The sequence below is a fragment of the Variovorax ginsengisoli genome (genome assembly GCF_030811835.1).
GTDB classification, from domain to species: domain Bacteria; phylum Pseudomonadota; class Gammaproteobacteria; order Burkholderiales; family Burkholderiaceae_C; genus Variovorax; species Variovorax ginsengisoli_C.
Window position 1 is genome coordinate 62,340 of sequence record NZ_JAUSRO010000012.1, and the last position, 12,592, is coordinate 74,931.

12 protein-coding genes are annotated in these 12,592 nt (G+C 67.8%); 8 read left to right on the forward strand and 4 right to left on the reverse strand.

Going from position 1 to position 12,592, the window contains the following annotated elements; translation table 11 throughout:
- The first annotated feature begins 38 nt into the window (after positions 1 to 38).
- Both glpK and J2W36_RS18310 read left to right on the forward strand, forming a co-directional pair.
- Positions 39 to 1,532: a glycerol kinase GlpK gene (gene glpK / locus J2W36_RS18305; protein ID WP_307691189.1), complete on the forward strand. Its 1,494-nt coding sequence runs from the start codon at positions 39 to 41 to the stop codon at positions 1,530 to 1,532.
- 87 nt (positions 1,533 to 1,619) lie between these two features.
- Positions 1,620 to 2,432: a FecR family protein gene (locus J2W36_RS18310; protein WP_307691190.1), complete on the forward strand. Its 813-nt coding sequence runs from the start codon at positions 1,620 to 1,622 to the stop codon at positions 2,430 to 2,432.
- 34 nt (positions 2,433 to 2,466) lie between these two features.
- On the opposite strand, the gene cysE is transcribed toward J2W36_RS18310, so the two are convergent.
- Entirely contained in the window at positions 2,467 to 3,246 is a 780-nt protein-coding gene (cysE, locus tag J2W36_RS18315; protein ID WP_307691191.1) for a serine O-acetyltransferase, read from the reverse strand.
- A 35-nt stretch (positions 3,247 to 3,281) separates the two neighbouring features.
- The gene (locus J2W36_RS18320; protein ID WP_307691192.1) at positions 3,282 to 4,031 is read right to left on the reverse strand and encodes an RNA methyltransferase; all 750 of its coding nucleotides are present in this window, start codon (positions 4,029 to 4,031) and stop codon (positions 3,282 to 3,284) included.
- A gap of 128 nt (positions 4,032 to 4,159) precedes the next feature.
- Between J2W36_RS18320 and J2W36_RS18325 the strand changes: the two genes are divergently transcribed.
- Genes J2W36_RS18325 through J2W36_RS18345 form a run of 5 tightly spaced genes read left to right on the forward strand, consistent with a single transcriptional unit; the run spans position 4,160 to position 10,914 of the window.
- Positions 4,160 to 5,215 (forward strand): inositol monophosphatase family protein, encoded by a 1,056-nt coding sequence (locus tag J2W36_RS18325; RefSeq protein WP_307691193.1) that lies wholly within the window; start codon positions 4,160 to 4,162, stop codon positions 5,213 to 5,215.
- On the forward strand, positions 5,215 to 7,440 hold the full coding sequence (locus tag J2W36_RS18330; RefSeq protein ID WP_307691195.1) for an FUSC family protein: 2,226 nt from the start codon (positions 5,215 to 5,217) through the stop codon (positions 7,438 to 7,440). Before J2W36_RS18325 ends, J2W36_RS18330 begins: the two co-directional genes overlap by 1 nt.
- The gene (locus J2W36_RS18335) at positions 7,440 to 8,558 is read left to right on the forward strand and encodes a mechanosensitive ion channel family protein (protein WP_307691196.1); all 1,119 of its coding nucleotides are present in this window, start codon (positions 7,440 to 7,442) and stop codon (positions 8,556 to 8,558) included. The genes J2W36_RS18330 and J2W36_RS18335 overlap by 1 nt, the downstream gene beginning before the upstream one ends.
- A gap of 23 nt (positions 8,559 to 8,581) precedes the next feature.
- Positions 8,582 to 9,547, forward strand: coding sequence for a Bug family tripartite tricarboxylate transporter substrate binding protein (locus J2W36_RS18340; RefSeq protein ID WP_307691197.1), 966 nt, complete (start codon positions 8,582 to 8,584; stop codon positions 9,545 to 9,547).
- A 38-nt stretch (positions 9,548 to 9,585) separates the two neighbouring features.
- The gene (locus J2W36_RS18345; protein WP_307691198.1) at positions 9,586 to 10,914 is read left to right on the forward strand and encodes a sulfatase family protein; all 1,329 of its coding nucleotides are present in this window, start codon (positions 9,586 to 9,588) and stop codon (positions 10,912 to 10,914) included.
- A 6-nt stretch (positions 10,915 to 10,920) separates the two neighbouring features.
- Here the strand turns inward: J2W36_RS18345 and J2W36_RS18350 are convergent, their stop codons facing one another.
- Both J2W36_RS18350 and J2W36_RS18355 read right to left on the reverse strand, forming a co-directional pair.
- On the reverse strand, positions 10,921 to 11,424 hold the full coding sequence (locus J2W36_RS18350; protein ID WP_307691199.1) for a GNAT family N-acetyltransferase: 504 nt from the start codon (positions 11,422 to 11,424) through the stop codon (positions 10,921 to 10,923).
- On the reverse strand, positions 11,421 to 11,711 hold the full coding sequence (locus J2W36_RS18355; RefSeq protein WP_307691200.1) for a DUF1330 domain-containing protein: 291 nt from the start codon (positions 11,709 to 11,711) through the stop codon (positions 11,421 to 11,423). The genes J2W36_RS18350 and J2W36_RS18355 overlap by 4 nt, the downstream gene beginning before the upstream one ends.
- A gap of 274 nt (positions 11,712 to 11,985) precedes the next feature.
- On the opposite strand from J2W36_RS18355, the gene J2W36_RS18360 reads away from it, so the two are divergent.
- Entirely contained in the window at positions 11,986 to 12,582 is a 597-nt protein-coding gene (locus tag J2W36_RS18360; protein WP_307691201.1) for a PadR family transcriptional regulator, read from the forward strand.
- Positions 12,583 to 12,592 lie beyond the last annotated feature (10 nt).

The following is a 12,592-nucleotide window of genomic DNA, read 5'->3' on the forward strand; positions in this document are numbered from 1 at the left end:
ATCCGCTCTTCAAACAACCGAACAGGAGACCGACATCCATGACCTACCTGCTCGCCCTTGACCAGGGCACCTCCAGCTCCCGCAGCATCGTGTTCGACCGCCAAGGCCAGATCGTGGCCATGGCGCAGAAAGAGCTCACGCAGATTTACCCCCGCCCTGGCTGGGTCGAGCACGACCCCATGGAAATCTGGAACAGCCAGTTGGCCACCGCGCGTGAAGTGCTGGCCAAGGCCGGTCTGCAGGCGCGCGACATCCATGCCATCGGCATCACCAACCAGCGCGAAACCACGCTGCTGTGGAACCGCAAGACCGGCCAACCGGTGCACCACGCCATCGTCTGGCAGGACCGCCGCGCCGAGCCGCTGTGCGCCAAGTTGCGGGATGCGGGCCTGGCCGACACCATCCGCGACAAGACCGGCCTGGTGATCGACGCCTACTTCTCCGGCACCAAGCTGCGCTGGCTGCTCGACCACGTGCCGGGCGCGCAGGCGCAGGCCGAGCGTGGCGAGCTCGCCTTCGGCACAGTCGACAGCTGGCTGATCTGGCAGCTCACCGGCGGCAAGGTCCACGTGACGGACGTGAGCAATGCCTCGCGCACCATGCTCTTCAACGTGCATGCCAATGCCTGGGACGTCGATCTGCTCGAAGCCCTGGACATTCCCGCGGCGCTGCTGCCCGAGGTGAAGCCGTCGAGCGCGCACTTCGCCCATACCGATGCCACCCTGCTCGGCCAGTCGCTGCCCATCGGCGGCGTGGCGGGCGACCAGCAAAGCGCCCTGTTCGGCCAGGCCTGCTTCGAGGCCGGCATGGCCAAGAACACCTACGGCACGGGCTGCTTCCTTCTGATGCACACCGGCGATGTGTTCCAGCCGTCGCACAACGGCCTGCTCGTGACCAGCGCGGCACAAACCAGCGCACAGCCTCGCTACGCGATGGAAGGCAGCGTGTTCGTCGGCGGTGCCGTCGTGCAGTGGCTGCGCGATGGCCTCAAGGCGATCAAGGGCAGCGCAGAGGTGCAGTCGCTCGCCGAGAGCGTGCCCGACGCAGGAGGGGTGATGATGGTGCCCGCCTTCACCGGCCTGGGTGCACCCTACTGGCACGCCGACGCGCGCGGCACCATCACCGGCCTGACGCGTGGAACCACCGTCGCACACATTGCTCGCGCCGCGCTGGAGAGCATTGCCTACCAGAGCGCGGCCCTGCTGCAGGCGATGAGCCGCGATGCGCAGGCCGCCGGGGGTGCACCGGTGTCCGAGCTTCGCGTGGACGGCGGCGCCTGCGTCAACGACCTGCTCATGCAGTTCCAGGCCGACCTGCTCGGCATCCCGGTGGTTCGCCCCGAGGTCACTGAAACCACCGCGCTGGGCGCCGCCTACCTGGCCGGCCTGTCGACGAGCGTGTACGGCGGGGTTGACGAGATCTCCAAGCTCTGGCGGGTCGAACGCCGCTTCATGCCGACGCTGGGCCGTCCGCAGGCGCAAGAAGCCATGGCACGCTGGGAGCACGCGGTGCGGCAGGCCACGGCGGCCTGAGCGCCTGCGCTGAAGGCCGAAAGCCTTTTTGCTTGGGCAATCACCGGCCGCGCGCAGGCGGACAATCGGGCTGCAACGTATGCCCCGATGAACGATCCACACTCCCCGCCACCCGACGCCGCACGCCAGCATGAAGAAATGCGTGAATGGAGCGCGCGCCGCAGCCGCAGCGAATGGAAACTGTCGGATGAAAAGGCCTTCCAGGCGTGGCTGGCCGGTGATCCAAAGCGCCTGGCGGCGCTCACGCAATGGGAAGAAGGCGAGCCATGCTCCCCAGAGCCGATTCCGCCCGAGGCCATCGCCATGCTGCGACGCCAGCTGGCGCGCGACCGGGCCGAAGAGACAGACCGTCGGTCGTCGATCCAGTCCCTGCGCCCGCGCGCCTTGCGCCCGGGCGTGGCACTCACTGCGCTGATCATGGTGGCAGCCGCCGCCGCATTGCTGGGCTGGCAGAATTGGCAGGCCCGACCGGTGTACACCGCCGCGTTCGATGCGCCTGACGGCCAGCCCAATGATGTGCGCCTGCCCGATGGCAGCCGCCTTCGGCTCGACGCCGCCACGCATCTGGAGGTCCATTACTACCGTCAACGCCGCGAACTCTCGTTGCGGGACGGCCGGGTTTCACTCACGGTGCGCAACGACATCGACCGCCCGTTCGACGTCCTGGCCGGCCCGCTGCGGGTCCAGACACCGGGCGCGCGCTTTGCCGTGCAGCACACGCCAGAGGTCGCCGGCCGTGACGGGGTGCAGGTGAGCGTCGAGCAAGGCCGCGTCGGCCTGATGCAGCGCAACGACGATCCATCGGCCGAGCCCGCTGCGGTGCTGCAGGGCGGCCAGCAGATCGCGAGCGACCGGCAGGGTCACATGGGGCCTGTCATGCCCTTGCCGTCAGCGAGCTGAGCAAGGACGAGGGTGAGGCCAGGGGCGAGGTGCGTTACTTTCCCACCAGCTGGACGAAGCGCTCCGCCTCGAAGCTTTCCTCGCGCGCCGCATCGCACGGCACGCAGTCGTCGGTCTTGCCCGGCTGGGCTGCGAGCTTTTCGATGGCCTGCCAGAGCAGCGCGATCTGGTGCTCCTGTCCCGCAGCGCTGTCGATCAGGCCGCGCATGGCCTGGCTCAGCGGGTCGTCCTCGAGCGTGATGCCGTAGGCGTTGAACTTGCGCCGGTCGTTGGAAGTCACGTCCGGGCTGGCCCCCGCCTTCGAGAGGATGATGCGCGCCGGAATGCCCACGGCGGTCGCTCCCGCGGGCACCGGCTTGATGACCACTGCGTTGCTGCCGATCTTGGCGCCATCCCCCACCACGAAGCCGCCGAGCACCTTGGCGCCCGCGCTCACCACCACATCACGACCCAGTGTCGGATGGCGCTTGACGCCCTTGTAGAGCGAGGTACCGCCCAGCGTGACGCCCTGGTAGATGGTGCAGCCGTCACCGATCTCGGCGGTCTCGCCGACCACCACGCCCATGGCATGGTCGAAGAACACACGCTCGCCGAGCCTGGCGCCCGGGTGGATTTCGATGCCGGTCACCCAGCGTGAGAACTGCGAGACGAAGCGGCCACACCACTTGAGCCCATGCGTCCAGCACCAGTGCGCCGCACGATGCAGCACCACGGCATGGAAGCCGGGGTACAGGGTGATCACTTCCCAGTGCGAACGCGCGGCCGGGTCGCGATCGAGGATGCACTGGATGTCGGAACGCAGGCGCGAGAACATGGATAGGGTCGTTGTAGGTACGGCGGCAGATGAGTCTAAAGGTTCGCGTCGTCGCCCGTGGCCGCGGGGGGCCTGGACTCGGCCATGGCCTTGGCGATGCCGCGCAGGATGTGGATTTCTTCGGGCGTGGGCTGGGCGCGGTTGAAGAGCTGCTGCAGCCGCGGCATCAGCTTCTTGGGCGCGGCCGGGTCGAGAAAGCCGATCTGCACCAGCGAGCGTTCCCAGTGGTCGAGCATGCCGGCGACCGCCCGGGCGTCGGCCGCCTGCATGGGCGCCGTCGCCTCGTGCACCGGAAAGCCGCCCAGCGCCAGGCGCCATTCGTAGGCGATCAGCTGAATGGCCGCACCCAGGTTGAGCGAGCCGAACTTCGGATCCGCCGGGATGCTCAGCGCCACGTTGCAGCGGTAGACGTCCTCGTTGCGCATGCCGAAGCGCTCGGAGCCGAAAAGAAAGCCGACGTGCTGCGGCGGGTCGCTGCGGGCCAGGGGCTCGAGGTGCTCGCGCGGCGTGCGGGTCGGCGGACCGAAGTCCCGCGGGATCATCGCCGTCGCGCACAGGTGGGTGACGCCATCGAGCGCCTCGTCGAGCGTCTCGACGATGCGGGCGTTGGCCAGCACGTCGAGGGCGCCGCTGGCGCGCTGGATGGTTTCTTCGCGCCGCAGCACGTTGGCCCAGCGGGGCGCCACCAGCACGAGGTCGCCGAAGCCCATGGTCTTCATGGCGCGGGCGGCGGCGCCGACGTTGCCGGCGTGGCTGGTCTGGATCAGGATGAAGCGGGTGCGCATGGAAGCTAACGAAAAAGACGGGTACAACCCGAAAAAGCGGCAAGCCGGTAAAATGCCCCGATTCTCGCCGCCCGCATCGCCGGACCGCATTTCCCGGGCCCCTGCCCCACCTGCTCTTCCCACAATCCATGTCGTCGCCCAATCTCCATCCCATGCTCAACGTGGCCGTCAAGGCCGCCCGCGCCGCCGGTGCCATCATCAACCGCGCTGCGCTGGACGTCGAAGCCGTTCGCATCTCGCAAAAGCAGGTCAACGACTTCGTGACCGAGGTGGACCACGCAGCCGAGCAGGTCATCATCGAGACCCTGCTGACCGCGTACCCGGGCCACGGCATCCTCGCGGAAGAGTCGGGCAACACGCACGGCGCGCAGGATTCGGAATTCGTCTGGATCATCGATCCGCTCGACGGCACCACCAACTTCATCCACGGTTTCCCGTTCTACTGCGTGTCGATCGCCCTGGCCGTGCGCGGCAAGATCGAGCAGGCGGTGGTCTACGACCCGAGCCGCAACGACCTGTTCACGGCCACCAAGGGCCGCGGCGCCTACATGAACGACCGCCGCCTGCGCGTGAGCAAGCGCACCCGCCTGACCGAATGCCTGATTTCCACGGGCTTCCCTTTCCGCGCCGGCGACAACTTCAAGCAGTACCTGGCCATCATGGCCGACGTGATGCCGAAAATGGCCGGTCTGCGCCGCCCCGGCGCCGCAGCGCTCGACCTGGCCTACGTGGCGGCCGGCTTCACCGACGGCTTCTTCGAAACCGGCCTCCAGCCGTGGGACGTGGCGGCGGGCTCGCTGCTGGTGACCGAGGCGGGTGGCCTGGTCGGCAACTTCACGGGCGAACCGGAATTCATGGAACAGCGCGAATGCCTGGCCGGTGCACCGCGCATCTACGGCCAGCTGGTGCCGCTGCTCGCCAAGTACTCCAAGTTTGCCGGGGTCGACGACAAGATGCGTGCGAGCGACCGCATGCGTGCCGTGTCGGCGTCGACCAAGCCCAACGCCGACGAATCCGTGGACCTGTACGCACGCAGCACCGTGACCGAACTGGACGCGCCCGAAGCCGAAGCACCCGCTGCAGCCGCACCGGCCGCGCCTGTGCAGCGCAAGCTCACGCGCATCCGCCGCGACGCACCTGACGCGCCGCGCGAACCCAACGGAAACGGCAACACCGGCGCCTGATGCAGCGCGAGGGCGCGGCCGGTCGGTTTCGCGCGGCACTGCGTGTCGCGTTGAGCCACTACATCACCAACGGGATGTCCGTTGCGTTCGGGCTCCTGCTGATTTCTGCCGGGGTCCATTTCTGGCTGGGCACGGCCGCCGGCGCGGCTGCAGCCGTGGGCGTGATCGTGGCTTCGCCGCCCGACCTTGCCGCGCCGCGCCGCGGCAAGTTCCTGCAGATGCTGCCGGCACCGCTGATCAGCCTGCCGCTCTTCTTCGGCGTGCAGTTGCTGCACGCAGCGCCGATCCGGCTGGGCCTGCTGCTCGTGCCGGCCACTTTTTTCGCCTTCATCCTGATGGCCTGGGGCAAGCGTGGCATCCCGATCGCCATCGCGATCATGCTGGCGATGGTGTTCTCCATCGCCACGCAAAAGCCCGCGGATTTCGATGAAGCGGTCCACCGGTCGCTGCTATTCGGCCTGGGCGCCGGCTTGTACGTGGTCTACGCCACGCTGGCCAACCTGGCACTCAACGCCCGCTACCGGGTGCAGGCCATCGCCGACGTGCTGCTCTCGCTCGCACAGCTCATGCGAACCGAAGCCCAGCAGTTCAGCGCACGCGACGACACCCACGACATCCGCGACGTGCCCGCACCGCTGCTGGGCCAGCTGCTGCGCCAGCAGGCGGCGCTGGCCGACCAGATGCAGGCCACGCGCGATCTGGTGCTCGAATCGCCACGCACCCCGCGGCGCCAGAAGCTCGCGGGCATGCTGGTGGTGCTCATCGAAATGCGCGACCAGTTGCTTGCCAGCGAGCTCGACCTCGACGCACTGCGACTGGACTCCGCCCACGCCAGCGCGCTGGTCGAAATGCGCCATGTGATGGAGGCCCTGGCCGACGACACCGCCGCGCTGGCCGACGCCCTGCTGATGGGTCGCACGCCACCGCGTGTGGTCGACCGGCGACCTCGTCTGACGGAGATTCGCGTGACCGACACGCCCGGCACGCGCGTGCTGGCCGGACCGACCCCTGCGATGCTGGCACGCGGCCTGGCCAGCCGCATCGGCCACATCAACGACGAAGTGGTGCGCCTGTCGGCCATGGCGCGGGGCGAGCTCGCACCCGACCTCGCGGTGGTGCGCGCCAACTGGCAGATGTTCGTGAGCCCGACCGCCTGGTCGCTGCGGCCGTTCGCCACGCTGTGGCGCTGGGACGCACCGCCGCTGCGCCACGCCATCCGTGCGGCACTGGCGATGGCGGTGGGCTATGCCATCGCCGTGTCGCTGCCCTGGGGCTCGCACGACTACTGGATCCTGTTGACCATCGTGGTGGTGCTGCGCGGCAGCCTGTCGCAGACGCTGGAGCGTCGCAACCACCGGGTCGCCGGCACGCTGCTGGGCTGCGTGCTTGCCGTGGGGCTGCTCTCGGCCCACCCCAGCGGCCTGGCGCTGCTGATCGCGCTGACGCTGGCACAGGCCGTGGCGCACGGTTTTGCGGTGCGGCGCTACATGATCACCGCCGTCGCCGCCACCGTGCTCGGCCTGACGCAGGCCCACATGCTCAACACCGGGGTCAGCACCACCTTCGCGCTGGTCGAACGCGTGGCCGACACACTGATCGGTGCCACGCTGGCCTGGGCCTTCTGCTACGTGCTGCCGTCCTGGGAACGTACCCAGCTGCCGGCACTGGTGGCACGCACGCTCAAGGCGCAGGCGCACCATGCGCGGCTGGCGCTCGGCCTGGGCCAGTTGCATGCGATCGACAGCAGCCCCGAACTCGAATGGCGGCTGGCGCGGCGCGAGGCCTTCGACAGCCTGTCTGCACTGGTGCAGGCCACGCAGCGCTCGCTGTCCGAACCGCGTGCGGTGCGTCCGCCGATCGAGCCGCTGGAGCATCTGCAGGCGCACAGTTACCAGTTGCTCGCGCAGCTCAGCGCAGTGAAATCCATGCTGGTGCTGCGGCGGGACCGACTCACGCCGGCCGAGGTCGAGGGGCCGCTGGCGCGCACGGCCGCACGAATTGAAGAAGCGATCGGAACTGCGCCGCGCACAGGCACTCACACCCCCGAGAGTCCCGGTGCGAGCACCCTGGCCGGCCCGGTGCCACTGCCCGACCCGTTCGACAACGACATCAGCCCCTGGCTGCTGCGCCGGCTCGACCTCGCGACCGCCCTCGCCACGCAATTGCGCGACGACGCGGCACGCATCCTGCAACCCCTTAGCGAGAAAAGCACACCCCCCGCCTGATGACCAAGGAAATGATCCTCTCCCATCCGTGGTTCGGCCCGATCGTGGCCGCACTGATCGCCATTCCGCTCGCCCTGCTGCTGCACCGGCTGAGTGTGATCGTGCTGCGCCGCGTGACACGCAGCACGCCTGCACTGCACATGATGCTGCTCAAGATCAGCGCACCGGCGCGCTTCGTGCTGCCGCTCATCGCGCTGCAGGCGGTATGGCAAGGAGCACCGGACGACCTGAAGTTCATCGCCAGCATTCGCCATGTCAACGGCCTGCTGCTCATTGCGACCAGCACCTGGCTGGCCGCGCGTGCCGTCAATGGCATTGCCGACGGTGTGCTCGCACGCAACCCCTACGACGTGTCGGACAACCTGCGCGCGCGCAGCATCCTCACCCAGACGCGCGTGCTTGCGCGCACCGCCAGCAGCGTGCTGGTCGTCGCCGGCGCGGCCATGATGCTCATGACCTTTCCTGGCGCGCGGCAGGTCGGTGCCAGCCTGCTGGCGTCGGCGGGCGTCATCGGTATCGTGGCCGGCCTGGCGGCCAAGCCGGTGTTCAGCAACCTGATCGCCGGCCTGCAGATCGCGCTGGCCCAGCCGATCCGCATCGACGACGTGCTGGTGGTCGAAGGCGAATGGGGCCGGGTCGAGGAGATCACCGGCACCTTCGTCGTGCTGAAGATCTGGGACGACCGGCGCCTCATCCTGCCGCTGTCGTATTTCATCGAGAAGCCGTTCCAGAACTGGACACGCCATTCGTCTCAACTGCTTGGCTCGGTCTTCATCTACGCCGACTACAGCATGCCACTGGCACCGCTGCGCGAGGAGGTCGAGCGGCTGGTCAAGGCTGCGCCGCAATGGGACGGGCGCTTCTTCAACCTGCAGGTGACCGACACCACCGAACGCACCATGCAGCTGCGCGTGCTGTGCACGGCCGCATCGTCGTCGCTCGCCTTCGACCTGCGCTGCGCGGTGCGCGAAGGCGTGATCGACTTCATGCAGCGCGAGTACCCGCAGGGGCTGCCACGCCTGCGGGTGGAAGAATCGGCCGGCGCCCCAGAACGGCCCGCCGATGCGCCCGTGCCCCTGCGTTCCGCACCGCCGACACTGCCGCCGAACGCGGTGTAAAACTGTTCTCAGAAAACCGCTCCATGAAGACCTCCATCATTCAACGCGCCCTCCTGGCCCTCGCCTGCGCGGCGCCCCTGATCGCCGCGCAGGCGCAGGCACTCGATACCCCACTTCGCATCGTCGTGGGCTATGCACCGGGTGGCGCGACCGATCGCGTGGCGCGCATCGTAGGTGAAAAGCTTGGAGCCAGGCTCGGCGTGCCGGTCATCGTCGACAACAAGCCCGGTGCCGGTGGCCGCCTGGCAGCACAACAGGTCAAGACCACGCCCGCCGGGCAGAACGTGATCATGCTGGCCAACCCGGCCGTGATGGTGGTCGCGCCCCTGGTGTTCAAGGACAACGGCTACGACCCCGACAAGGACTTCGTGCCCGTGTCGTACGTCAACGATTACGAGTTCGCACTGTCGGTGGCCGCTGCCGTGCCGGTGCGCGAACTGTCGCACCTGATCGCATGGATGCGGGCGAACCCGTCGCAGGCCAATGTGGGCGTGCCGGCAACGGGCAGCCTGCCGCACTTCTTCGCACTCATGCTCGGCGACAAGGCCAGCGTGAAGACCGAAGTCATCGGTTACCGCGGCTCCGGCCCGCTTATGACGGACCTGATCGGGGGCCAGGTGCCGATTGCGGTCGACACCTTCGACACCGTCATCCCCCAGCACGAGGCAGGCAAGCTGCGCGTCCTCGCGATCTCTGGCGCCAAACGCTCGGCTTTCGCGCCCGACGTGCCGACCTTCAAGGAGGCCGGCCTCGACCTGGTCGCCACGGGCTGGAACACCTTTTTCGCACCGGCCACGATGCCCAGGGCCAAAGTGGCGCGCATCGCGCAGGCCGTGCGCGACGTCATGCAGGACCCGGACACCCAACGCCAATTCAAGGACGCGCGCCTGGTGCCCGTGGTGAGCACGGCCGAGCAGACCACCACCATGCTGCGTGCCTACCGCGCGCAATGGGCACCGGTGGTGCAGAAGTCGGGCTACCAGCCCTGACGGCAGGCCAGCAATCCAGTCGTTCGCAGGACCCCTTCATGCAAAGACCCAACATCATCTTCATCGTGGCCGACGACCTCGGCCATGCCGATCTCGGCTGCTATGGCGGGCGCGACGCCGCGTTCGGCCCGGTCTCGCCCGTGCTCGATGGCCTGGCGGCCAAGGGCATTCAGTTCACGCAGGGCTATGCGAACTCGCCGGTGTGCTCGCCCACCCGCTTCGCGATGATCACCGCGCGCTACCAGTACCGCCTGCGCGGCGCGGCAGAGGAGCCGATCCGCAGCGGCAACCGCGACAGCACCACGCTCGGCATGCCTCCCGACCATCCGACGCTGCCCTCGCTGCTGCGGGCGCAGGGCTACCGCACCGCGCTCATCGGCAAGTGGCACCTGGGCTACCCGCCGGCCTTCGGGCCGTTGCGTTCGGGGTACGACGAATTCTTCGGGCCGATGTCCGGTGGCGTCGACTACTTCACCCATTGCGATTCGCGCGGCACGCACGACCTCTGGGCCGGCGAGGAAGACACCCAGGAGGAAGGCTACCTGACCGACCTGTTCTCGCAGCGCGCGGTCGACTATGTCGAGCGCATGGCCGAGGCGCAGGAAACCGACAACGCGCCCTTCTTCCTGAGCCTGCACTACACGGCGCCCCACTGGCCCTGGGAAACCCGCGAGGACGCCGGCCGTGCGCCCCAGGTCAAGGACAACCTGTTCGACCTTGCCGGCGGCAACATCCACATCTACCGCCGCATGATCCACCACATGGACGAGGGCATCGGCTGGATCATGACCGCGCTCGAAAAGCACGGCCTGGCCGACAACACGCTGGTGGTGTTCACCAGCGACAACGGTGGCGAACGCTTCTCCGACAACTGGCCACTGGTGGGCGGCAAGATGGACCTGACCGAAGGTGGCATCCGTGTGCCATGGATCGCGCACTGGCCCGCCGTCATCCAACCCGGCGGCGTGACCGCACAGCACTGCCTCACGATGGACTGGTCGGCCACCATGCTCGATGCCGCTGGCGTCGCACCCGATCCGGCCTACCCGCTGGACGGCGTGTCGTTGATGCCCACCCTGCGCGATGCCACCCACACCTTCGCCCGGCCGATGCACTGGCGCATGAACCACCGCGGCCAGCGCGCCTTGCGCGACGGCGACTGGAAGTACCTGCAGGTCGACGGCAACGAATACCTCTTCAATATTCCCGCCGACGAGCGCGAGCGCGCCAACCAGGCCCATCGCGAGCCCGATCGCCTGGCCGCCATGCGCGACGCATGGGCCGCATGGAACGCCACGATGCCGGCGATTCCGCCCGACGCGACCGTGAGCCTGGGCTATTCGGCCAAGGACATGCCGCAAAGATAGAACGCCCTAGGGCGCCAGCGGCAGTTCGTAGCGCGCATACGAGGACGCGCCGATCCGTACGACGCTGTGCAAGGCAAAGCCGAAACCTTCATAGAGTTGCCGCAGCCCTTGGCGGTCCGCGACGCAATCCAGGCGAAGGTGCGCCAGGCCAAGCTGTTGGGCGCGCGCTCTGGCGTACGACAGCAACGCCGTCGAGACGCCCTTTTTCGCCCACGCGCGGCGAACAGCGAGCTTGTGAACGAAAGCCGACGTGCCTGGCTCGATCTCGGGCCAAAAGTGGGCGTCCGCCAGTTCGAACTTCATGACGCCAGCGACTTGATCGCCGTCGCCAACTGCCACGTGAAAGAGCCCGGCGACCGTGTCTCGCAGAACGCGTTCGTGGCCAATTTCAGCGCCTGACCAGAGGGCTCTGCCATCGTCTGCCAGCCATTGAGCCGCTTCGTGCAAGACCGAGGCAATCACGGACGCCTCTGGCAAACGTGCTTGCTGGACGCGCAAGGCGTTGCTCACACCCCTTCGATGATCCGCAAGTCCCGTTCAGCGCCGTCGCCCAGGGCATCGAGCGCCGCCTGGTATGCGGGGCTGTCATGGACGGCTTTCGCCTGTGCGACGCTGTCGAATTCGATCAGCACCGTGCGTTGCGCCAGTCCGAATTCATACACCTCGGCCGGCAGCCCTCGCGCCAGAAAGCGTCCGCCTCCTGCGGTGATGGCCGGTCCGGCCAGCTGGGCGTAGGCCGCAAGTTTGTCGGCGTCTTTGATGGCACGGTACGCGCTGACCCAATAGGCTTTTGCCATGGTGGTTTCTCTTTCAGATGTGTTGGGTTGATGAGCAAAAACGTCTGCATGGGTTCGGGGCCCCCTGCCAATTCGGTCCGGTTCAGCGACCGGCGGGAGCGACTTGCAGCCGTCCGCCCATCGTAGCCCAGCAACCCTGCCGCAGCCGGCCTTTCACGCGCGGCCCCATCGTGCCGTGGCATTTCCATCTTGGGCAGGTCATGCCCTCGCGTCTTGACTCAGACTTATTTTAGATATATCTTTACTAGATCAGATAGTTTCTAAAGGAGTCTCGATGAGACACGCACATTTCAGATTACGAATTCGACGCGGAGAACATGGGGACGGCCTGTCCGGCGGCGCGCCCGCAGGCGATACCGCGCGCGGCGGGCGGCACGGAGGGGGTGGGGGTGGCCGCGGCGGTCGCATCTTTGGCCATGGCGGCCTGCGCTTCGTGCTGCTGCAACTGATCGCGGACAAGCCGGCGCATGGCTACGAGCTGATCAAGGCGATCGAAGACCGCCTTGGCGGCAGTTACGCGCCCAGTCCGGGCATCGTCTATCCCAGCCTCACGCTGCTCGAGGAACTGGGCCACCTGAGCGTGGATGCAGCCGACGGCAGCAGCAACCGCAGGCGCTACAGCATCACCGACAGCGGCCGCGAGTTCCTCGAAGCCAACCGCACGCTCACCGATGAACTGATGGCGCGCATGAACAGTGGCGTCGACGGCGCCGGTCCGCGTGGCGGCCGCCCGCCGCAGGTGATGCGCGCGATCGAAAACCTCAAGCTGGCCATGCGCATGCGCCTGTCGGGCGAGCCACTCACACCCGCGCAGGCGAACGCCTTCGCCGCAGTGCTCGACAGCGCCGCCCAGCAACTCGAACAGATCTGAGCACACCCAG